A 22,053-nucleotide genomic window follows, 5' to 3' on the forward strand; every position below is an offset into this window, starting at 1 on the left:
CCCTGCATCAACAACACCCTGCGTCAAGGCAAGCGGCGAGCAGGAGCGCCCCACTGGTTGACATTCGGTTTGGTATCTGTGCAATACCACACCAGCAGCATAATCCCGCCAACGATGGGGATAAAGGCAATGAGCATCCACCAACCTGATTTATTAACATCATGTAAACGGCGAACAGCTACTGCGATATTTGGAATCACCAATGCCAAAGAAATAAGCCCCGCCACAATACCATCAGTACCAATCATATAATCAATGATTGCCCCACCCAGATACAACATGAACCACGCCAAATAAAAATACCAATATTCTTTACGTCTAGCACGCCCTTTAAAATTGGCATAATTGCTGAGACTTTTTTTAACCCAATCAAAAAAGCCATAATTTTCTTCAATCGCCCATGCTGGATTGACGGCATTCATGCCCGCTGCGTTAGTAACTTGACCATAGTTGGCAGTTGTAGGGTTGTCTGTATAGCCGTGGGGGATGGGAGGAATCGTGCTATCTATCGGTTTGTTCAGATTGACTGCATTGCCTGCGGCAAGACCGACAACTGCCACTGCATAACCCTGCGCATCGACACTAAATTCTACTTGTTGTCCTGCCGTCGGTGCTGTGGCTTGTTGCCATTGTTGGCTAGTAAATGGGTAATTTTTTCCGTCCTCCGCCATGATGATACCTTGACCATGTTGCGGCGAAAAATTGGCTATTTGCCCTCTCATTGTTATTATTCCCTGTGCTGTTATTGATTTACTTATGTCGATGATTATAACGTAAAATAATTTTTACAATGTGACATTATTTATGTTCAATTTTTGATTAAAATACTGGTTAAAATTTAGCCACATGACTTTATACTAGCATTCAACCATCGCTTGTCCTACAATAGGCACAAGCATGAAGTTTCATGCTATCACAACATTGTGAAATGTTGCTACCTATTAAAGGATTATTGAATGAAAGACGAAAAACTGCAAAAAGCGCTCGCCCGTCTAGGCTTAGGTTCGCGCCGCCAAATGGAAGATGTGATTCGCGAAGGTCGCGTCAGTGTTAACGGGACTGTGGCTACCATTGGTGACCGTGTCGGACAGGGCGATGAAATCCGAGTCGATGGACGTTTGCTACGCTATACCGCAGAAAATGAAAAACGCCGCCGTATCTTGATGTATTACAAGCCAGAAGGCGAAATTTGCTCAGCCCATGACCCAGAAGGTCGTCCCACGGTGTTTGAGCGCCTGCCACCCCTAAATCATGACCGCTGGGTAATGGTGGGTCGGTTGGACATCAACTCAACAGGTTTATTGCTATTTACCAATGATGGCGAACTGGCTCACCGTCTGATGCACCCATCAAATGAAATAGAGCGCGAATATGCGGTGCGTGTGATGGGCGAAGTCACCCCTGAGATTATCTTAAATCTCAAACGTGGCGTCATGCTAGAAGATGGTATGGCACAGTTTGATGACATCGTTGAAAAAGGCGGTGAAGGTATCAACAAATGGTACCAAGTCAAACTCAAAGAAGGTCGCAATCGTGAAGTGCGCCGCTTATTTGAATCACAAGGCTTAAAAGTAAGCCGATTACTGCGTATCCGTTACGGCTCTGTCAGTCTCCCAAGGGAGCTTCGCACGGGTCGCTATCTTGAGCTAGATCGCCGTGAGATTGACACCTTAGCAGGGCTTGTCAACATTCGCCCGCGCCAAGGCACAGGGCTTTATGGCATTGCCAAACGCCGCCAAGAACGCTTTGAGAAAAAACCGCTAAAAGCGCGCCGCGGCGGTCATCACTTACGCCGCGATAAAGAAAAAAGAAGTAGCTAACCGCTATAAAACTTACAAAAAAGCAACTTACAAAAAAGCAACTTACAAAAAAAGCGTATCAAATTGATACGCTTTTTTCATTTTAATGTACCAATGTTAATCTACCATCAACTACGTGCGATTTTTGACATAGCGATAAGTTGACGCAAATTGCTGGCTGACTTCATGAAACATCTCATTAAGCAATTCATCTAATTGCCGATTGACCCGATCCAATACCTCAATCAGCATCTCGCCTGCGGTCATCTCCCCCTGAATTTTTTGATTGAGCTGACTGGGATGATATTTGGCAATTTGGTCATACTGGTGTACAGCTTCGGGAATCGTCTGCTCAATCAAGCGGTTGACCACAAACTTATTTTCAGTCAACCATTGGGTTTGCGGGTGGTCTAGTTGGTTGGCTGACTGGCTTTGGTCGCGTTGCCACGCCTGATAACGAATGAGTTTGTCATGGATGGTATCAAGCAGCATCACGGCAGCTGTTGGCATACGTTCAATTGACGCGCCATCAATACCCAAAATCGAAGGTGAGGATAATCGCTGTTGTTGATTTTTTGCTTTAAACCATTTTTTGTCGCGCGCATTTTTGCTAGCACGTGGCATTAAGTTAAAACGGCTATCACTACCGAAGGTATTAGGAATTGGCAGGGTTGATTGGTACGCCAAGCGCATGGTTTTCGGTTGTGCCGGCGCTGCTGTGGGCGGCACAGAGTATTGAGACATACCGACCTCAATACCTGCCATGTCATGCAGTTTATGCCAAGCCAGCCTTATCCATCGATAAACCACAAAGCTTATCAATACAGTCAACAATATACCGAGCAAAATATTCATCTATACGCCCTAACAGCTTGTCTATCAATAAAAGCCTGCCTATAAAAAGCAAATATAGCATTACTATGACTGCAACTGTTTAAAAATTCAAGCATGTTAGCGTTGGCTAAGCCTAAAAATTCATCGGTCAAAAAAAGTATTGCGCAAAACTTTTAGCTATTAAATGCTACCCTAAATCGTCATATTTACATGGTATGCCAATAGCGAAGTTTATTAATTTCAAATAAAAATGCCACAAACATGCCGAGATAATACGCCAGTTTAAGCTCAAAACTGTCATCCCGTAACTTAAAAGGTAATGCGCAAAGGGTGACGGCAAGCGGAATCCACAATAGCATAAACACCCAATTTTCGATGACATTAAGCCAGCCTTGCATTCCCTTGCTACTGCGTAAAGCCGCCAACCCTAACAACAAACAGGCAACTATCAGTGTATTGATTAAGCCTTTTGGAAGATTGCTGGGATAAATCGATAATTCTTGCTTAGTATAATGTGGCAATGCCATTCAATAAATTCCTAAATAATTATTGGGTACTAACGTTGTGTGTAGCATCAATGTCTAGCGTCAATTTATGGCGTTAATGTCAATGTCTTGGAGTGCTGACTCGCCGAACGAACCGTTACGAATATGCCGCCATCATCCATAGCATCGCCACACAGCTAAATAACAAACCCAAGGTTAACGCATTACGGTTTTGAATCGGTGCACGCCCTGAGTAGCGATTTAACACCTGTGAGCCCACGACAAAAGCCAGTGGAATACCGAGCCAAAAAATCGCAATGGTACTCACCAGTGAGGGCAGCATTGATGATAAACTATCGCCAAACATCAACCTAAAACCAAAACCTGCCAACCCTAGCAACACCGCAAATATTGCCAGTCCAATTGTCAGCCCTTTGGGTACTAAAGACGGGGATTGAACGTCCATACCAATTTCCTTGTGTATCATTGCTTGTGTAGCATTTACGCTGGCAAGCGACCGACCAAAGCCAGTTCGGCACGCATCGCGTCAATCGCTTGACGATAATCAGGTTGATTAAATATCGCTGAACCTGCGACAAACATATCAGCCCCTGCTTCGGCAACTGCACGAATATTACTGGCTTTGATACCGCCATCGACTTCAAGGCGAATATTGCGACCCGATAGCCTAATCATTTCGCGCACCGCTTCAATTTTTTTGAGGGTGCCATCAATAAATGCTTGTCCACCAAACCCTGGGTTGACACTCATCAATAAAATCTGGTCAACTTTATCCATCACATAGTCTAGATAGTGGAGCGGCGTGGCAGGATTTAGCACCAATCCACAGTCAGCGCCGCCATCTTTGATGAGTTGTAAAGAGCGATCGACATGTTGCGTGGCTTCTGGGTGAAAGGTAATAATGCTGGCGCCCGCTTTTAAGAACTGCTCAATCATACTATCAACTGGTGACACCATCAAATGCACATCTATCGGTGCAGTTACCCCATAATCACGCAGCGCCTGACAAATCATGCTACCAAAGGTTAAATTTGGGACATAATGATTGTCCATCACGTCAAAATGCACCACATCCGCACCCGCGGCGATAACCTTGTCGACCTCCTCTCCCAGACGGGCAAAATCTGCCGACAAAATCGAAGGCGCAATCAAAAATTGGCTATTATTAGTTGGATGGGCAAATTTATTAGGGGCTTGTTTAGGTGAGTCTTCAAGAATTTCAGACTGGTTCATCGTCATTGTCCGTCAGCTTTGATTAAAAATTGCGGATATTTTAGCAAAGATTATTTTAAAAAACTTAGACTATTTGGTGACAGTGACGATTAACAGCGACTATTTAACAGCGACCATTGGATGTCCGTGAAAATAAATACCGTCACAAGCCTTGCAGAATTTACATTTAAGTAGTCAAAACAAGCAAAAAACAAGGTAGCTAGACTATGCTAGATTATAATTGATAAATACCAAAAAAGATAAAACCCAAGTCTTAGGGCAATAGACTTGGGTTTTAGGGCACTTCATGTCAACTATGTTATTATTATTGGCTTTCCATGATATTACTCATCCTGAGCGTCTCAACACTACCATTCCTTGGTATCATCCTTGTGTTGATGAGTTCATTGTAGGTTGTTGCACGGTTGCTTACTAGCCGCAAAAGGCGGAATCTGTTGTAAGCAAATGCTTACATGGGGTTTTAGCTTGCTCACTACTAGCTTTCTAATGCGCCTTTCAATAATTTACTAGCATCATTAGCGCTATCAGTCTGAGCTTCCGATAGCTTTTCGCCTTCTTTGACCCCTTCTTTGATGGTCTCTTTCGCCTCTTGGTGATCGGCGATGCTTGGCAAAGGTTCAGGCTGCTCATCCATGACTTCAGGTTCATATTGTAAAGTAGTGAGCACGGGGAAATGGTCGGAGCCAATATTCGGCATACGCGCCATGGATACTAGGGTAAAGTGATTGCTGTGAAAAACATGGTCAAGCGCCCAGCGCAAAAATGGGTAACTGGCATGAAAGGTATTGATGAATTTTCGCCCAATGCGAGGGTCTAGTAGCCCTGAGATACGCTGGAACATGCGTGTGGTATGCGACCAAGCCACATCGTTGAGATCGCCTGCAACAATCACCGTTAAGTCGTTGGCATTGATGTGTTTGCCTACCATTAACAGCTCAGCATCCCGTGTTACCGATTTATCGGCTTCGGTTGGACTCGGTGGCATGGGGTGCAAGCAGTATAGCCAAACAACCTTCCCCATGGCTAGTCGAACTTGGGTATGAATCGATGGGATATCATCCACCACCAGATATTTTACTTGCGGATTGATAAGCTCAAGCTTTGAGTACAAATGCATACCATACAAGTTATCGAGTGGCACTTTGACGTTAAATGGATAGTCAGCTTCGATTGGGCTTAAAGCGTCTTGCCACGCTTGGTCAGTTTCGAGCGTCAATACAATATCGGGTTGATGGGTATGGATAAGGTCAATCAAAGCTTGTTTATTTGGATTGGTCGTCAACACATTGGCAACCAACAATTTCACTTGATAATCGCGTGATTTTGGCTTTGCCGTTTGCACTTGTTTCTTCCACAAAAACGTATATGGCAACACCATGTACGCCTGCATAGCCAGCGCAATAACCAGCAGCAAAATCAATCCCATCTGCCAACGACTGTCAAAAGCGCCCAGCCAAAGTAAGCCAATGAGCGCCACCACCCCCAAAAAAATCAATTGATTTCTGGGAAAATCAGCAATCCTAAACCACCATTCAAACCTAGGGATGGTTGCCCAAAAAGTTGCAAAAACCACAAAACCTGCTAGCAACTGTAACAACAGCGTCATTGTCTATCCTTTCATGTTATATTGCGGTTCACATTGGTCAATATTAGCTTGTTATCATTAGCTTGTTATCATTAGTATGGCGATATAGTAGCCACAAAAATACGGCTGATAAATTGCAGTTGTGTTGCCAAACGCTATTTTTCACCCTGACATCGCTATCAGCATATCATCTATAGCTAAATAGATGCCCCATGTAAAAAAAAATTCACTTGCAAAACCTTACAAATACAGGCAAGGTAGCAGGTTACTAATTGAAAAATCAATGTGGATTTTCTGCACTATTTATTTTATTTTGTTTACAGTAAGGAAGGGTTATCATGAGTCAGCTACGCGTAGGTTTGGTCGGATGGCGTGGAATGGTCGGTTCGGTATTAATGCAACGTATGATGGATGAAAACGACTTTGAAGGGATTACCCCAGTGTTTTTTTCTACCAGTAATGCCGGTGGCGATGCCCCTACCCCAAATGGCATTGCCCCTAGCAAGCTTGAAGATGCACATGACTTAGCGGCTTTATCGGCTTGTGATGCCATTATTACTTGTCAAGGCGGTGACTATACTAAAGAAGTCCATCAACCGCTACGTGCTAAAGGCTGGACCGGTTACTGGATTGATGCAGCAAGCACCCTACGTATGACTGACAATAGCATCATCGTCCTAGACCCAGTCAACCGCAATGTCATTGACGACGCTATCAAAAATGGTCAAAAAGACTTTATCGGTGGTAACTGTACGGTATCTTTGATGTTGATGGCGATTGGCGAGTTGTTCAAACGCGATTGGGTTGAATGGGTATCTGCGATGACTTACCAAGCGGCAAGTGGTGCGGGCGCCAACAACATGCGTGAGCTTATCAAGGGCATGGGCTACATCCATGATGGCGTCGCAGACGAACTCAATAATCCGGCAGGCGCAATTTTAGAGATTGACCGTAAAGTAGCCGAATTACAACGTAGCAGCGAATTCCCAAAACAATACTTTGGTGCGCCGCTTGCTGGTAGCTTAATTCCTTACATTGATGTACAACTAGAAAACGGGCAATCAAAAGAAGAGTGGAAAGGCTGTGTTGAAACCAACAAAATCTTAGGCAATGATGCAGACAAGACTAATGCCAACATTGTGCCGATTGATGGTATCTGCGTGCGTATCGGTGCCATGCGTTGTCACTCACAAGGCTTGACCATCAAACTAAAAAAAGACATCCCTCTAGAAGAAATTGAAGCTGCGCTTCGTAACAGTGGCAATGAGTGGCTAGATGTGGTAGAAAATGACAAAGCAGCAAGCGTTGAGCGTTTAACCCCAGTCGCGGTCACGGGCACCCTTAAAGTTGCCGTAGGTCGTCTTCGTAAGATGAATCTAGGTGGCGAATATTTATCCGCCTTTACTGTGGGCGATCAGTTGTTATGGGGCGCGGCAGAGCCACTACGCCGCACACTTGCGATTATCCGCAATCAATTATAAAGCCAAGGTTTTATAAAAAAACACGCTGATTAGGGCGTGTTTTTTTATGCCTGAGTAGATAAACCTGATAGTGTTAATCCGTTATTTACCCCTAAAAAACGCCATGACCAGTAGACAGGGATTGGCGTTATCAGGGTATTGTCAGGGTATTGTCAGGGTATTGATAGTACAGCGTCATTATCCAAGCATCAATCCACGCTCAAATTGCTATCAACAGCGGGCTTTATGCCAATAATAAGCGAGTCAGACTATTGAGAGTTTTGGACAAAAAGTGTAAAGTTGAGCAGATAATTTGACTGAAACTTTTGTCAAGTTGTTGGACTATCGATTAATTCGATGTTTGAATATTGCCTGTCGGTATATTGACTACCATGCGACCACACAAGTAGGCATTTTTTAACACCCCTAACTAGGCTATGATACCTTCAGCAAGGATTTTTTATGTCTTGGCAAAAATACTCTGTACACTTGGTATTGGGTTTTCCCTTATCGCTTCCCATTGTCGCATATGCTGTCAATATTGGCGATACTTATGTACAAACCCAACAAAATCAGCCACTAAACGCCAGTATCAATGTCAGTGATGTCAATCCAAGAACTTTTTCTGTCACAGTCGCCCAAGCTAATGTGTATCGCCAGCTAGGTTTGTCAAAAGATGCCGATATTCAAATCAAATTTGTCCCAACCAGTAGCAATGGCGGTCAGATTGTATTGACCACCAAACGTGCGATTAATGCCCCATTTACCGATGTGGTGCTCAATATCACGGAAAATGGCGTGACCAAAACGCTGCCAAAAACCTTGTTGATGCCCATCGACAGCGCACAAAAAATCACCACGCAAGCCAATACCACGGCTTTGCAATCACCTGGGCAAAACATCGTCATAGGTTCGGCTAATCCTGTGCAGTTGCCTGTTATGTCGCCCGACCCTATGCCCATGCAGCCGATAACGTTGCCATCAACCACCATCAACCAGCTGCCTAATTTACCTACGACTGGTATGCCCGCCGGTGCCGCCCCAATGACCCTGGCTAGCGAAAACAGTGACTACTTGCGTATTCAAGAGACGCGAACGGTTCGAGCTATTCGGCCAAATGGCACTGTCTATACCCCAGCCGTGCCACAAACGCAAAACCCCATCCCAACCAGCGCTGCAGACAATCAATTACCAAGCCCGGCAGCTAGTTATGGCAATCAACCTTCAGACAAGTCCAAATTTAAGTATAGCGCCAAGAACCCGCAAATCATTGGCGAGACAACCACTTATACACTACAGCGCAATGACAACCTTTGGACCATCGCCAGTAATATCGCAGCGGCAAACCGCAAAGATGTGGATCAAGTGATGGCAGATATCATGTCAGCCAACCCGACCACGTTCCCAGATAATGACCCAAGCAAACTTGTCGCCAATACCCAATTACAAATCCCAAAATACAAAGTAGTCCCTTCACAAATTGGGATAAAATCAGCCAATAAAGCGCGACAACAATATCGTCAAAATAAAAGACGTGTCGCAAGCAAAAAATCTGTCATCGCACCAAAATCTGCTGCCAAACAACCAGCCACCCCAAAAACGACAAAAAAGACACTTAAAGCACAAAAAGCACCGCGGCCATACGCAGCGACTAAAAAATCTGAAATGACCATCATCGCACCTAATCATACCAATGGTTCAGTACAAGGTCAGAGTACTAAGAACAAGGTAAGCAAAGGGATGTCATCCCAAGTGGCGGCTCAAGTGCAGCAAAAACGCCAAGCCACTGCCCAGCAAGCCACTAAAGTTAACAAACTCAATCAAGACTTAGTGGGCGCTGAAAATCGCTTGAAAATACAAAACACCAAGCTTGCCCAATTAGAAAAACGCTTAAAAGAGTTAAACAAAAAATAATACAGCGCGTGGATGATATTGCCTGTGTGCTGTGTCATTTCATACCGTACAACAAATTTGTGGTGATTCATTAGTCGCATAAAGCGGTAGCTTATATCTTGCTATGCCCTAATGATCACTATCTACCGTAACGATGAGGTGAAAGATGGATCCAATAATGATAGGTATCGCAGCAGTAGTGATTTTGGTAATTGTTGCTGGCGTTTTCTTGATGAAAAAAGGTAAGAGCCAGACAACGGTTGATACTCAGACCCAAGTCAAACGTCCAAAAACCTTGGCTGAACAGCAACGCGAACTAGAACTGCAACGTCAATCACAGCAACCAAGCCCCTATGCTGCGCCTAACCTGCCGCAATCGACTTTGCAGGCTGCTCAAACCCTCAATACCGCCGAGAGTGCGCAGCATGAGTTACAAGCGGCTGAGCAATTGATTCAAACCCAAGACTATGATGGCGCTATCACAACGTTACGTCGTGCGCTAAAAAATCATCCCTCACATAGTGGGTTGAATTTTACTTTACTTAATAGCTATGCCTTGGCTAAAGATTATCAGCACTTTAATAGCTTCTACTCAGAAGTATTGGCACTCAACGATGCTGATCTCACTACCCAAGCCAATAACCTAAAAATGCTGGTAGATGAAGAACAATCGATAAATGCACGCAGCACAGTGATGACCCATACCCCTGAAGCTGTTGAATCAGATGTACTTGATTTTGATTTGCCAGGCTTTAATAAACAAGAAAGTGATAAGCCAGCCATCAACAGCACTTCACAGGTTGCCATGCCCAGCGTCACTGAAATGGCACAGCCAGCAACCCTAGCTAATGGTGCTAGCAACAATGCCGATAATGAATTAGATTTTGACTTTGCACTCGATGTGCCTGAAACCAAAATCGCACCTGTTACACCTGTCCCGCCTGAAACTAAGCCTACTACTGAAACCACAGCGGCGCAACCACAATCAGATGAGTTAACTTTTGACGATTTTGATTTTGATCTACCTAGCAATGAGCCCGCGACCGCTAAGACTGTCGCTGCCCCTGCCCTAGAATCGCCTACCGAAATTTTTGCGCCGATAGATGAACCTGTTACAACCGCGTCAGCAAGTAACGTCAATAACGAGGCTATTAGCGACAGCGATTTTGATTTTGACTTTAGTTTACCAGAGACGCAATCAACACCTACCGCTACTGCTGTAGAACCAATGATAATGACCCAAACGGCTGCACCGAGCGCTGACAACATCGCAGATGATTTTGATTTCGACTTTGATTTGAACGCTGAGCCAGCGGTTACTCCAACCAATGACGCTACTACAGAAACCGCCTTAAGCTTTGGCGCGTCAGATACCAAAGCATCTAGCAATCTAACTTCCGATGCAGCAACCTCTGTACCGTTTGCAAGTGATGAAGCTACAGATATTGCATCGTTTGCTTTGGATGATGAATTAATACTTCAAGCAGAAGCAGCCACATTAGCCACAGTTGCTACCCCATCAGTCACTGAGCCTGTTGTTGATTTGGCAGAAGTCAGCGCTCCTATAGAAGTCAAAGCCCCTAGCCAGTCTGACTCGCTACTTATCTCAGATGATATGTTTGATTTTGCGCTAGACGATGACACGACCAAAGCGCAAGACGCTACGTCAAATGTCTTGGTCACTGAGCCTACCCCATCAGATGACTTGATTGATTTGTCCTTTGATGATACAGCTACTCAAGCAACTAATCAGACAACTACGACCCGAACCGCTAGTCTTGAAACAACATCGATAGCAGATAACGTAAGCCTAACAACGGCACCAGTTGTTGAGGATTTATCAGCGATACTGGATGTGATTAAGGATATCGACACGGATACGTTAAACGTAGATTTGGCAGAACAGTATGTGAATTTAGGGGAATACGACAGTGCCAAACGCTTGCTTGATGAAATCAAAGACAGCAACAACACGGCGTTGGTAGAACGTGCGGCAGCGCTGAGACAACGTATTGCTTAATCATGTATTGCATAAAAAAAGGATAGTAAACTGACTATCCTTTTTTTAGTCAAATTTTTTTTGAATTACTTTATAACAACTTAATACGCAAAAAACTTAATACTCAATCGCTATGGGTTTAAGTCCCGTTTTAAAGGCATTTGCTTTTTCAACATAATGTAATGCGGATAGCTGAAGCATCACTTCGCGCGCCTGCGGCAAGGTTTTGACAACTTTAGCTGGGCTACCCATCACGATGGAATTATCTGGGATTTTCATATTTTCGGTAACAAGCGCATTGGCACCGATGATGCAGTTTTTGCCGATTTGGGCATTATTGAGCACAATCGCACCGATACCAATCAAGCTATTATCACCAACAGTGCAGCCGTGTAGCATCGCCAAATGTCCAATCGTCACGCCTTCGCCAATGGTGACGGCGATACCTTCATCGGTGTGTATCACACTGTTTTCTTGCACATTACTATTTTTGCCCAAATAAATCGGCGCATTATCGGCGCGTATCACCGCGCCAAACCACACACTGACGTTATCAGCTAAATGCACATCGCCTATGACTTCAGCGGAGTCTGCGACCCAGCCTGTGAAGGGTGCCTGATAAGTGGGTTTTTTGTCTTGCCATTGGTACAGCATATCAAATCCTTATGAAAAAAAAAGAGTGTCAACTAAAAAATTGACCCTCTAATTTTAGCAAGTGCGGATAAATTAGCAATGGGTTATTGTAGGCAGCGCAGTTAAATCAAAGCCCTGCTTTTAGGCTCGCTTCGATAAATTTATCAAGGTCGCCATCTAGCACCGCTTGGGTATTGGAAGTTTCCACCCCTGTTCGTAAGTCCTTAATCCGCGAGTCATCGAGCACATACGAGCGAATTTGACTACCCCAACCGATATCCGATTTGGTTTCTTCTAGCGCTTGTTGCTTTTCCATACGCTGCATCATTTCACGCTCGTACAGTTTGGCGCGTAGCATTTTCATTGCCGTGTCTTTGTTGGCATGTTGGCTACGTTCATTTTGACACGCCACCACAATGCCTGTCGGTTGGTGGGTGATACGTACCGCAGAGTCGGTGGTATTAACGTGCTGACCGCCTGCACCGCTTGAGCGATAAGTATCGATGCGTAAATCGGCAGGGTTGATATCAATCTCAATATTATCATCGATTTCAGGCGATACAAACACCGCCGCAAACGACGTGTGGCGACCGTTGTTGCTATCAAACGGTGATTTTCTCACCAAACGATGCACGCCGATTTCGGTACGTAACCAACCAAACGCATAGTCACCTTTGACATGAATTGATGCGCTCTTAATCCCTGCGACACCACCTGCTGATAGTTCCATGATTTCGGCTTTAAAGCCATGTGATTCACACCAACGTAAATACATCCGCAGCAGCATCTCTGCCCAGTCTTGGGCTTCGGTACCGCCTGAGCCTGACTGGATATCAACATAGCAATTGTTGCCATCCATCTCGCCGCTAAACATACGTTTAAACTCTAAATCTGCGACTTTGGCTTCGGCCTCATCGAGTTCCGCTTGTACGTCTACCAGTAGCGTTGCATCATCGGCTTCCACCGCTAAGTCAATCATGGCTTTGGCGTCTTCCAACTTGTCATCTAAAGCGGTAATCACGCCAATGACATTATCAAGCTGCGATTTTTCTTTACTGATTTTGGTGGCACGCTCTGGGTCGTTCCACAATTCTGGGTTTTCAAGCTCTAAATTGACTTCTTCCAAACGCTCTTGCTTGGCTTCGATGTCAAAGATACCCCCGAAGCTGGTTGCCACGGTCTGTTAAGTCTTTGATATGCTCTAAATACGGGTTGATTTCCATGCGATGTTACCTTAACGTGTTACTATGAAAAATGAGCCATTATACCTGAATCTGCCACTGAATTCATCTTAGCTGTCGCCATTCATCTTAGCTGTTGCCTACTACGCCTGCGCTTTCATCGACCAATCTTCTACCGCCCAGTGGTGCGCCAGTGCATGCGCGCGCAACGTATCATCAGGGCATACCGCAATCGCCACATCCGCCCATTCTAATAGCGGCAAATCATTTTTTGAATCCGAATAGGCGTAGGTTTTGGTATAAGTAATACCTCGCGCGTTTTTTTGAGCAATCCAATTTTTTAAATGAATGATTTTACCTTCTTTAAAGTTTGGCTGCCCTGCGACTTTACCCGTGTATCCCTGCTCGGTGACTTCAAGCTCAGTGGCTAAAATATTATCTTCCGCTACCAAAAATAATTTGTTAGCAATCGCTTTGACCACAAAGGCATTGGTGGCAGAAATTACCACCACATCGTGCCCTGCTTGTAAATGTGATTGGATAGCGTTAACCGCTTTTGGACGCACTTTTGGCGCGATTTCATCTTGCAAATATTGCTCACGCCATTCGTGTAACTGGGCTAAAGTATGCTGTTTTAAAAAGCCTGCCACAAACTCATTATAGACGACCGCATCGAGCGTCCCTGCGATATAGTGCTCATAAAACTCCCGGTTTTTAGCACGATACAGCGCTTCTTCTACCAGATGATGTTTGACCAAAAACTCGCCCCACATATAATCACTGTCGGTATCAATGAGGGTGTTATCGAGGTCAAATAGCGCCAATTCTTTGTGTAGTACGGTTGACATAGGACAGCCTTTAGCATAGTTATTGAAAAGTTAAAATGCGGGGTTTTGGTCATCGACGGTTAAGGTATCACCAAATCGCCAAGTACGGATAATGCGCAGCTCCAAATAATCTTGCATTTCCTTTGAGAACTTACCAAATGGCGCGGCTTTACGCACCGAATTTTTTGCTGCTTCATCCAAGATGGTAGCGCCTGATGACTGTAACACTTTGATGGATTTGACTTGCCCGTTAGGCTCAATAATCACCATCAGCATGACATCGCCTTTGATGCCTTTGGCGCGGGCTTCTTGCGGATATTGCTGGTTGCCAATATGATAGGCTTGTTGGCGAAAATTCTCGATATAGCGCGCGGCTTCACCGGTGGTGGTGGAGTTACTACTGATAGTTTTGACCGCAGATTTTTTGGCTAGTAATTGGCGGTTACTGCTGATTTTGGTTTCAAGGGTGGCGATTTGTGCCTGTACCCGTTGTTCTTGCGCGGCTAGATTTTCGCTATCGTCTTGTTTTTTAATGTTATTTTCTCTGCGGATTTTTTCAAAGCTTAACGTGGTACGTAGATAGCTTTCTTGAAACGCTTGTTGACGCGTTTGGCGTTCTTGACTCACGATATCATCGGTGTCATTGATTGCTTCGTCTTGTAAGGGGCTTATGGTATTATTTTCAAGCCGTAGCTTTTCGTTGGACTCACCGCCACCTTGCTGGCCGGCATTGGCGATAAAATCGGCTTTCTCATTCTTTTGCAGATTTTCGGTCAACACCGTGGTGACTTCTTGCACCGCTGCGGTTCGTGAGCTTTTATCTTCAAATTGGATACCAAAAATAACAGCCGCATGAATTGCCACTGCCGTAATGGTAGCAAATAGCATGACGCTGTCTTTGCAAGCCGCAGTATGTGGCATTAACTTATGAAAAACATCACGGTGACTGTCTTTGCTATACACCAAACTATAACCCTTTGAACGATTAGGACACTATCACTAGGAAACTAGCACTAGGAAACTAGCACTACAACCTTGCTAAAAAAATACAAATCACTCATGTATTATAACGCCCAAATACTATAAATTAAAAAATTAAATTATTATAGATTAAATCAAACATTGGCTGAAGCTAAATTCATACGCCATTAGCAATGAGTGGTGAGCAAGCAATAAGTAGCAATCAATATTTAGTAATCAATGTTACAATATTTCTTGTAGACAGAACCGCAAGTTGATTAGCAGCTTTACAAAGCCTAAGAACTGACTACAATAATAGCTTTCAATATAAATATAAAAAAACTGAGAAACGATAGTGATAACGAGCAAAACGCAACTGGATGAATTTTTTGCCACCCATTCTGAAGAAATCGCACGTGAACTGATGCAAAAATCACAAACGTGGTATGAAAAAATTGAAGATTTTGCCGGTCAAGAGTTTATCGTGCCCGCCACCGAAAAGCAGCTGAACGATGCCATTCAAAAATTTGTGGTTGAAAAAGTCAAAGCGATATTGAGTATGCATCTAGAGATTCATGAAGGCTGGCTTCGACTGTATGCAACGATTAACTATAATGGCATTTTCGCTGACCTTGCTGTCAACTTGGGTGTGGTACATGCCCAATTTGACCGTTATCGCCAGCGCTTGGTATTTCAGCAATTGACTGACACCGATGTCATTAGCTTGTATTCAGATTCCTATGTTAAATCAAAAGCGATTCGTGCGGCGCTTTGGTTTTTCAAACGGGTGTTAAAAAAAGACCCGCTCGGCATGATTTTGGAGAAAATCAATTTGGTGCACCAAAAAGATGATATCTTGTATCTCGATATTGGTCGCTGGCTGAAGAAAAACGAAAAAATCATGGCAACGCTGCGCAAGGTGCAGGTGAATCATGGCTATCTTGCTGAACAGCAGCTCCTAATGAGAGCCAATGCCAACGTCGGTGAAATTCTCAATATAGGTAGTAGTGACCAATTGATTACCGAAGCGGATAACCCTGCAGTGACCAATAACGCAACAAAAGCGGCTTAGTATTTTTTCACGGGTATCAACCCTCACCCTTTACCGCTTTTGCTTTACTGATTTTTTACCGATTATGCTTTGCCAATTAACGAGATGCTTACCAATAGTTTTCAACGGCAATATTGCCTTCGCCGCGCCGATTCATGGTCAATCCAATCGATTTTAAGGCTTCTTTGGTATCTTCGACCATTTGTGGGTTACCACACAGCATCACGTGACTGCGCTCTTTATCCAGTTTTTGCCCTACCAATTGGGTTAACTTGCCCGACAATATCAAGTTAGGAATCCGCGCTTTTTCCCCGGCATAATCCGCTTCCCGCGTGACAATAGGCAAGAATACAAACGCCGCCCCATTGTCGCCATAGATTGACTTAATTGAGCCAATCTCCGCTTGATAAGCCAGCTCTTGCGAGGTGCGTGCGCTGTACACCAAAATAATGCGCTGATATTGCTGCCATACATCAATGGTCTTTAAAATCGATAAAAATGGGGCTAAACCTGTGCCTGTTGCCAGCAACCATAAATCATTGGGCAGGGGTAACTGGTAGCGGGCTAAGGTCAAATAGCCAAATGGCGTGGTATTAAGCAATAAACTATCGCCCACTTGGATATGATTAACCTTACTGGTAAATTCCCCTTCAGGAATGACCACCGAGAAGAATTCAATAAATTCATCATAGGGTGAAGATGCGACGGAATAGGCGCGAAACACATAGCCATCAAGGTCAATGGGCTGACCTTGCGCCTCATGACCTTGCTCCTCATAAACTTGCGTCTCAGAAGTTATTAGCTTGGTCTCATGGTTTTGTGCAAAATATTGCAAATCTTTGCCATGGATACCGAGCCTAACAAATTGCCCTGCGGTAAATTTAAAGCCATCGGGACGCGTGACTTTGAAACTTAGCAAAGTGGGTGCCCAACGGGTCACTTCAATCACTTTAACGCGAATACTTTTATCATCTGACATGTTATCTTGACCATTTTTTTGCATCATTATAAACAAAAAAGCGTACCTTAATGAGCTAAGATACGCTTTTTTATGTCGCAGTGTTAAAATTGGATTAATATATGCGAACTAGGGTGATAATTTTTGATAACGTTTCGGGGAAAATACCGAAGTACAATACCGCTAACGTCACCAACAATACCATGATGCCGCCTGCTTGAACACCCCAATGATTGACTGCATCGTGCGGCTGCACGGCTTGGGGACGTCTAAACAAGGTGACCATAAGATTTAGATAGTAATACAGGCTAATTGCACTACCCACGATAATCATGGCAGTGAGCCACCAACTTTGCGCTGAAACCGTAGCAAAAATCGCAAAGAATTTGCTGATAAAGCCTGCGGTCAATGGAATACCTGCCAATGATAAGAGCATCACAGTCAATATGGCGGTCAGTACAGGACGTTGCCAAAAAATCCCTTGGAAGTTGTCAACCAATTCCGCTTCACCTTGACGTTTATACGGGCTTGACATAATAGTCACGACACCGAACGCTCCAATAGTAGTAAACGCATACACTGCCATGTAAAGGCTGACAAAACCTGCTGACTCAACTTTTACGGCGCTGATGATGGCTAACACATAGCCGATATGCGCAATGGAAGAATAAGCTAACAGACGTTTTATATTTTGTTGACGAAGCGCCAGTACGTTACCGATAATCATGGATAAACTGGCAATCACTACAACCAAGGTATTGATGGCGGGCAAGGCTAAGGTTGCCGTAGACAGTAAAAAACGTAACCCTAACGCCATCATAGCCACTTTGGACACACTGCCTAAGAAAGTCGCCACAGGCGCAGGCGCACCTTGGTAAACGTCCGACGTCCAAGTGTGAAATGGTACCGCTGAGAGCTTAAAGGTGATACCAAATAGCATTAATGCCGTACCCACCACCAAAATCGGCATAATCATACCATTTTGAAACATGGGGACGATTGCCATACCAATTTGACGGAAGGATAAAGTCCCTGTGTTTGCGTAAATTAATGCCATACCCATTAACATGGTAGCAGAGGCCGTCGCCGATAAAATGAGGTATTTGAAACCCGCTTCTAACGATTTACCACGCGCATAAGTATAAGCCAACATACCATATAGCGGTACCGACAATAACTCTAAGCTGACAAAGAAAGAGGCTAAGTTATCAGCGCATACCATAAACAGCGCGCCTAATGTCGAGATAAGCATTAGCAAATACAATTCTTCTTTGTTGTCGCCATAGCCCCCAATGTAACCATACGCTAAGGTAAAACACGCAAGCGAGCTGATTAAAATAATCACCATATTGAACTGGGCAAAACTATCCACCACAAATAAGGGAGCAATCAAACCTTGCGATGGCGTAAATAATTCATACAGACCATGCAACATACTATCAGCATTGCCACCCAATAATTGTATAAGGACAACAAACAAGGCGGCATTAAGACCAATGACACTAAGGGTGCCTGCCACAAAATTTGAACGCTTCATGGCGATGGCAATCATCACCACCGCCGTGGTAATTGAAATTAAAATCATTGGAAACAATGGCATGAGCACATTGCTAGCAAATGGAATAATAGGATTCATCTATTTTACCTCCATATGAGCAAATGGCTCTTGAGAAGTAGGTACAACTTGCTGGACATGATATGCCTCACTAATCCACTGCATACTGTGATCGGAGGTATCTAAGAATGATTGCGGATATAGACCTAACCATATTAAGCCAAACGCAAGCACCAACAAGATTGCCGCTTCACGCGCATTGATATCACGCATTGGTGACATTTTTTCAATCGTTGCTGTTGGTGTACCAAATAATGCTTTATAAATCATAATTAATGCGTATAAACCTGCAACGACTAAGCTAAAGGTGGCAAACACCACTGCCACGGGATGCGAGGCAAAAGACCCTAGAAGAATTAAGAACTCACCAATAAAGTTACCGGTACCTGGAATACCTAATAACGCCGCGGCGAAGAACATAAGTAACGGTGGGAAATAACGCATTTGACCCCACATACCACCCATTTGGCTCAAATCACGGGTATGTAGACGCTCATAAAGCTGACCACTCATGATAAATAATGCCGCTGAACTAAGACCATGTGCCAACATTTGAATCATCAAGCCTTGGAAACTAATTAAGGTACCGGCATACAACGCAAGTACCACAAAACCCATGTGTGAAATACTGGTATAAGCAAGTAACCGCTTGATATCTTGCTGCATAAACGCAAGCCAAGCCCCATAAAAAATACCAATACCGCCCAAGGTAATCGCAATCGGTGCAAACTGGGCACTGGCTTCTGGGAATAGAGGTAGGACAAACCGCAATAGACCATACGCCGCGGTTTTAATCAAAATACCCGCCAAATCCACCGAACCTGCAGTCGGTGCTTGCGCGTGCGCATCGGGTAACCAACCATGCAGTGGGAAAATTGGTAATTTAACCGCAAAGCCAATAAAGAACATCAGCATGATGGGGTATTGCCATTTACCAAGATCTGTACCTAGCAAGTCCATATAGTTAAACGTTATTTGACCTGTGGTTGATGCATGAATCATCACCAAAATCAAAATACCAATCAACATAATCAGACCTGATGCTTGGGTATAAATAAAGAATTTGGTTGCGGCATATTCTTTGGTTTTACCACCAATCGCATTGTGTCCCCAAATTGCAATCAAGAAATAGATAGGAACTAACATCATCTCCCAAAAGAAGAAGAACAAGAACATATCGATTGCTAGGAAAACACCAATAACACCGCCCAGACTCCAAAGCAGATTAAGATGGAAGAAGCCCACACGGCGAGTAATCTCACCCCATGAACACGCCACCGCCATCATACCTAAGAAGGCTGTTAGGCTCACCATCAACAGCGATAAACCATCAATGGCTAAATGGAAACTGACCCCCAATGAGGGCATCCAAGGTAATTGAAACTCTGCCAACCAAGTCGGTTTAGCAGTCACCTCAGCAATGGTTTGTGCTGAACCAATAAAGTTACCGTTTTGCCAAATAGCTACCGTAATCAAAAACGTTAATAGCATGCCAAGAAACGCAATCCAACGCGGAAAACGTTCATCAACTTTTTCAACCAACCAGCACAGAAAACCTGCAATGATTGGAATAAATATCAAGGCGGGTAATAAGAGATTATTTTGCATAACTGTTACTTCCCTATCATCATCATTACCAACACCAACAACACTGCCATGCCAAGACCGAAGCTTGCAGCATACCCACGAATCGAGCCTGATTGGAACCATGTCGCCACTCGGTTACCTGCCAGCGATAGGGCTGGTAAAATATTCCAAGTGCGGTCAATCGGATCATTTTTGATTAATTTACCAATCAATAAGAATGGTTTAACAAATACAATGTCATACAAAGCATCAAAGCCTAAACCATGATAGCACCAGTAATTAAGCGCACGGCCTAAACCTGTTTGGGTAAACTTACTCACGATGCGACCTTTATCTAGGGCAAACAAGAAAGCACCAACAATCAAACCCGCCAACATCGCAGCCATCACAATCATTTCTGCCGTGTGCTTACCATGTTCTACTTCAGGATGAATCACGCTAAAACTCTGTGGCAATACACCTGCTAATGGTGGATGAATCATCGCCCCCACCGCAGTTGATAACACTAGCAATACCGCGAGCGGCAGCCAGTATGTCCAACCCTTAAGATCGTGAATAGGCGTTTTTTCTTCCCCAAAAAACACAATCCAAATCATACGAAACGTATAAATCGAGGTTAAAAACGCACCCACCACGGCCATCCAAAATAAATTCATATGACCTGATGCAAAGGTTTCCCAAATGATTTCATCTTTTGAGTAATAACCCACCGTAATCCAAGGAATCGCAGCAAGTGCACCACCACCAATCGCAAACACCGCAAATAGGAATTTATTTTTATAAAACAAGCCACCCATTTTAAAGATGTTTTGCTCATGATGGTAAGCCAAGATAACAGCGCCCGACCCTAGGAATAATAAAGCTTTAAAGAACGCATGGGTCATCAAGTGGAAAATCGCAACTTGCCAAGCGCCTACCCCTAATGCCAAGAACATATAGCCGATTTGACTCATGGTGGAATAAGCTAATATACGTTTGATATCGGTTTGTGCCAGCGCACAGAAACCAGCAACCAACAATGTTGTTGCCCCAACGATACCCACCCAACTTGCCAATACATCAGGGGTCAATAAGAACACAGGATGTAAACGAGCAATTAAATACACACCTGCGGTAACCATCGTTGCCGCATGAATCAAGGCTGAAACAGGCGTAGGACCTGCCATCGCATCGGCAAGCCAAGAATGCAGTGGAATCTGTGCAGATTTACCCATCGCACCCAGCACTAACATCACAGCCGCAACTTTGATGGTAGGATAGCTATGACCAAAAATCGTCACCGTTGACCCTGCCGACGTTAGCATTTGCGATACATTGGCATTGATATCTGAGATATTTAACGTACCCAATTCACGGAACAACAAGAATAAGCCAAACGCTAAAAACACATCACCCACACGGGTTACAGTAAAGGCTTTCATCGCGGCACGGCCATTGGCGCGCTCGTGATAATAAAAACCAATCAATAAGTAAGAACAAATACCAACGCCTTCCCAACCTAAGTACAACAGCACTAAATTGTCAGCAAGCACAAGTAACAACATACTGGCGACAAACAGGTTCATATAGCTAAAAAATCTTGCGTAGCCTGTTTCACCGCGCATATACCATGACGCAAAAATATGAATTAAAAAACCGACACCGGTAATCACGCCCATCATGGTCACGCCCAAACCATCCAACATGAGACCAAATTTTGGGGCAAAACTACCGACTTGCATCCACGTCCACAATGGCTGATTAATGACAGCGCCTTGTGGGTGGTTCATTAAAAAATCACTGCCTGCCATCAAGGCACACAAAGCAGCCAAACCCATACTACCGACACCGACCACTGCGGCTGCGTTTTCGCTTAAGCGGTCACGCATGGTCGCTAGAATCAGAAAGCCAATCAGCGGCAGCATAAAGGTTAAAGGTAACATACTCATTTTG

20 protein-coding genes are annotated in these 22,053 nt (G+C 44.2%); 6 read left to right on the top strand and 14 right to left on the bottom strand.

The window, feature by feature from the left end; genetic code table 11:
* Positions 1–23: 23 nt before the first annotated feature.
* The gene (locus tag RNZ41_RS07485) at positions 24–722 is read right to left on the bottom strand and encodes a DUF805 domain-containing protein (RefSeq protein WP_314026983.1); all 699 of its coding nucleotides are present in this window, start codon (positions 720–722) and stop codon (positions 24–26) included.
* A 234-nt stretch (positions 723–956) separates the two neighbouring features.
* Here RNZ41_RS07485 and rluB point away from each other — a divergent pair, with 234 nt between their 5' ends.
* Positions 957–1,820: a 23S rRNA pseudouridine(2605) synthase RluB gene (rluB, locus tag RNZ41_RS07490; RefSeq protein WP_036591148.1), complete on the top strand. Its 864-nt coding sequence runs from the start codon at positions 957–959 to the stop codon at positions 1,818–1,820.
* 111 nt (positions 1,821–1,931) lie between these two features.
* On the opposite strand, the gene RNZ41_RS07495 is transcribed toward rluB, so the two are convergent.
* From RNZ41_RS07495 to rpe, 4 genes are all read right to left on the bottom strand, one after another.
* Positions 1,932–2,654 carry a hypothetical protein gene (locus tag RNZ41_RS07495; RefSeq protein WP_314026984.1) on the bottom strand — a complete coding sequence of 241 codons (723 nt, stop codon included), beginning with the start codon at positions 2,652–2,654 and terminating at the stop codon, positions 1,932–1,934.
* A 185-nt stretch (positions 2,655–2,839) separates the two neighbouring features.
* Entirely contained in the window at positions 2,840–3,160 is a 321-nt protein-coding gene (locus tag RNZ41_RS07500; protein WP_007115494.1) for a hypothetical protein, read from the bottom strand.
* 115 nt (positions 3,161–3,275) lie between these two features.
* Positions 3,276–3,584: a hypothetical protein gene (locus RNZ41_RS07505; protein ID WP_099807756.1), complete on the bottom strand. Its 309-nt coding sequence runs from the start codon at positions 3,582–3,584 to the stop codon at positions 3,276–3,278.
* 35 nt (positions 3,585–3,619) lie between these two features.
* Positions 3,620–4,372, bottom strand: coding sequence for a ribulose-phosphate 3-epimerase (rpe, locus tag RNZ41_RS07510; RefSeq protein ID WP_314026985.1), 753 nt, complete (start codon positions 4,370–4,372; stop codon positions 3,620–3,622).
* A 286-nt stretch (positions 4,373–4,658) separates the two neighbouring features.
* Here rpe and RNZ41_RS07515 point away from each other — a divergent pair, with 286 nt between their 5' ends.
* A complete protein-coding gene (locus tag RNZ41_RS07515; RefSeq protein WP_260856172.1) occupies positions 4,659–4,787 on the top strand; it encodes a hypothetical protein in 129 nt (42 codons plus the stop codon).
* Positions 4,788–4,847: 60 nt separating this feature from the next.
* Here the strand turns inward: RNZ41_RS07515 and RNZ41_RS07520 are convergent, their stop codons facing one another.
* Positions 4,848–5,978, bottom strand: a complete 1,131-nt coding sequence (locus RNZ41_RS07520; protein WP_314026986.1) for an endonuclease/exonuclease/phosphatase family protein — start codon at positions 5,976–5,978, stop codon at positions 4,848–4,850.
* Positions 5,979–6,295: 317 nt separating this feature from the next.
* Here RNZ41_RS07520 and asd point away from each other — a divergent pair, with 317 nt between their 5' ends.
* From asd to RNZ41_RS07535, 3 genes are all read left to right on the top strand, one after another.
* Complete coding sequence (asd, locus tag RNZ41_RS07525) at positions 6,296–7,438, top strand: aspartate-semialdehyde dehydrogenase (RefSeq protein ID WP_314026987.1); 1,143 nt, start codon at positions 6,296–6,298, stop codon at positions 7,436–7,438.
* Between the two features lie 441 nt (positions 7,439–7,879).
* Complete coding sequence (locus RNZ41_RS07530) at positions 7,880–9,331, top strand: type IV pilus assembly protein FimV (RefSeq protein WP_314026988.1); 1,452 nt, start codon at positions 7,880–7,882, stop codon at positions 9,329–9,331.
* Between the two features lie 157 nt (positions 9,332–9,488).
* On the top strand, positions 9,489–11,330 hold the full coding sequence (locus RNZ41_RS07535; protein ID WP_314026989.1) for a hypothetical protein: 1,842 nt from the start codon (positions 9,489–9,491) through the stop codon (positions 11,328–11,330).
* Positions 11,331–11,426: 96 nt separating this feature from the next.
* Here RNZ41_RS07535 and RNZ41_RS07540 read toward each other — a convergent pair whose 3' ends face one another.
* From RNZ41_RS07540 to RNZ41_RS07555, 4 genes are all read right to left on the bottom strand, one after another.
* Positions 11,427–11,963 (bottom strand): gamma carbonic anhydrase family protein, encoded by a 537-nt coding sequence (locus RNZ41_RS07540; RefSeq protein WP_065252372.1) that lies wholly within the window; start codon positions 11,961–11,963, stop codon positions 11,427–11,429.
* A 106-nt stretch (positions 11,964–12,069) separates the two neighbouring features.
* Positions 12,070–13,165 (bottom strand): peptide chain release factor 2 gene (gene prfB / locus RNZ41_RS07545; protein WP_314026990.1). Its coding sequence is split into 2 segments (ribosomal slippage): positions 12,070–13,092 and positions 13,094–13,165, totalling 1,095 coding nucleotides; the frame shifts between segments, so codons are not numbered across the junction.
* Positions 13,166–13,266: 101 nt separating this feature from the next.
* Complete coding sequence (locus RNZ41_RS07550; protein ID WP_314026991.1) at positions 13,267–13,971, bottom strand: HAD family hydrolase; 705 nt, start codon at positions 13,969–13,971, stop codon at positions 13,267–13,269.
* A 30-nt stretch (positions 13,972–14,001) separates the two neighbouring features.
* Complete coding sequence (locus RNZ41_RS07555) at positions 14,002–14,913, bottom strand: energy transducer TonB (RefSeq protein WP_314027836.1); 912 nt, start codon at positions 14,911–14,913, stop codon at positions 14,002–14,004.
* 352 nt (positions 14,914–15,265) lie between these two features.
* Between RNZ41_RS07555 and RNZ41_RS07560 the strand changes: the two genes are divergently transcribed.
* On the top strand, positions 15,266–15,982 hold the full coding sequence (locus tag RNZ41_RS07560; RefSeq protein WP_314026992.1) for a hypothetical protein: 717 nt from the start codon (positions 15,266–15,268) through the stop codon (positions 15,980–15,982).
* A gap of 88 nt (positions 15,983–16,070) precedes the next feature.
* On the opposite strand, the gene RNZ41_RS07565 is transcribed toward RNZ41_RS07560, so the two are convergent.
* From RNZ41_RS07565 to nuoL, 4 genes are all read right to left on the bottom strand, one after another.
* Entirely contained in the window at positions 16,071–16,940 is an 870-nt protein-coding gene (locus tag RNZ41_RS07565) for a ferredoxin--NADP reductase (RefSeq protein WP_314026993.1), read from the bottom strand.
* Positions 16,941–17,034: 94 nt separating this feature from the next.
* Complete coding sequence (locus RNZ41_RS07570; protein WP_314026994.1) at positions 17,035–18,555, bottom strand: NADH-quinone oxidoreductase subunit N; 1,521 nt, start codon at positions 18,553–18,555, stop codon at positions 17,035–17,037.
* Positions 18,556–20,142: an NADH-quinone oxidoreductase subunit M gene (nuoM, locus tag RNZ41_RS07575; RefSeq protein WP_062334287.1), complete on the bottom strand. Its 1,587-nt coding sequence runs from the start codon at positions 20,140–20,142 to the stop codon at positions 18,556–18,558.
* A 5-nt stretch (positions 20,143–20,147) separates the two neighbouring features.
* A complete protein-coding gene (nuoL, locus tag RNZ41_RS07580) occupies positions 20,148–22,049 on the bottom strand; it encodes an NADH-quinone oxidoreductase subunit L (RefSeq protein ID WP_100269662.1) in 1,902 nt (633 codons plus the stop codon).
* Positions 22,050–22,053 lie beyond the last annotated feature (4 nt).

Source organism: Moraxella sp. DOX410 (genome assembly GCF_032248735.1).
Classification (GTDB): domain Bacteria; phylum Pseudomonadota; class Gammaproteobacteria; order Pseudomonadales; family Moraxellaceae; genus Faucicola; species Faucicola tetraodonis.

What these genes read in the sequence shown, in the direction of transcription:
- RNZ41_RS07565 (WP_314026993.1), bottom strand. Translation starts at nt 16,940, where the DNA reads ATGTCAGATGATAAAAGTATTCGCGTTAAAGTGATTGAAGTGACCCGT.
- RNZ41_RS07550 (WP_314026991.1), bottom strand. Translation starts at nt 13,971, where the DNA reads ATGTCAACCGTACTACACAAAGAATTGGCGCTATTTGACCTCGATAAC.
- rluB (WP_036591148.1), top strand. Translation starts at nt 957, where the DNA reads ATGAAAGACGAAAAACTGCAAAAAGCGCTCGCCCGTCTAGGCTTAGGT.
- RNZ41_RS07515 (WP_260856172.1), top strand. Translation starts at nt 4,659, where the DNA reads ATGTCAACTATGTTATTATTATTGGCTTTCCATGATATTACTCATCCT.
- rpe (WP_314026985.1), bottom strand. Translation starts at nt 4,372, where the DNA reads ATGAACCAGTCTGAAATTCTTGAAGACTCACCTAAACAAGCCCCTAAT.
- RNZ41_RS07505 (WP_099807756.1), bottom strand. Translation starts at nt 3,584, where the DNA reads ATGGACGTTCAATCCCCGTCTTTAGTACCCAAAGGGCTGACAATTGGA.
- RNZ41_RS07485 (WP_314026983.1), bottom strand. Translation starts at nt 722, where the DNA reads ATGAGAGGGCAAATAGCCAATTTTTCGCCGCAACATGGTCAAGGTATC.
- RNZ41_RS07495 (WP_314026984.1), bottom strand. Translation starts at nt 2,654, where the DNA reads ATGAATATTTTGCTCGGTATATTGTTGACTGTATTGATAAGCTTTGTG.
- nuoL (WP_100269662.1), bottom strand. Translation starts at nt 22,049, where the DNA reads ATGAGTATGTTACCTTTAACCTTTATGCTGCCGCTGATTGGCTTTCTG.
- RNZ41_RS07500 (WP_007115494.1), bottom strand. Translation starts at nt 3,160, where the DNA reads ATGGCATTGCCACATTATACTAAGCAAGAATTATCGATTTATCCCAGC.
- RNZ41_RS07540 (WP_065252372.1), bottom strand. Translation starts at nt 11,963, where the DNA reads ATGCTGTACCAATGGCAAGACAAAAAACCCACTTATCAGGCACCCTTC.
- RNZ41_RS07530 (WP_314026988.1), top strand. Translation starts at nt 7,880, where the DNA reads ATGTCTTGGCAAAAATACTCTGTACACTTGGTATTGGGTTTTCCCTTA.
- RNZ41_RS07520 (WP_314026986.1), bottom strand. Translation starts at nt 5,978, where the DNA reads ATGACGCTGTTGTTACAGTTGCTAGCAGGTTTTGTGGTTTTTGCAACT.
- RNZ41_RS07570 (WP_314026994.1), bottom strand. Translation starts at nt 18,555, where the DNA reads ATGAATCCTATTATTCCATTTGCTAGCAATGTGCTCATGCCATTGTTT.
- RNZ41_RS07535 (WP_314026989.1), top strand. Translation starts at nt 9,489, where the DNA reads ATGATAGGTATCGCAGCAGTAGTGATTTTGGTAATTGTTGCTGGCGTT.
- nuoM (WP_062334287.1), bottom strand. Translation starts at nt 20,142, where the DNA reads ATGCAAAATAATCTCTTATTACCCGCCTTGATATTTATTCCAATCATT.
- asd (WP_314026987.1), top strand. Translation starts at nt 6,296, where the DNA reads ATGAGTCAGCTACGCGTAGGTTTGGTCGGATGGCGTGGAATGGTCGGT.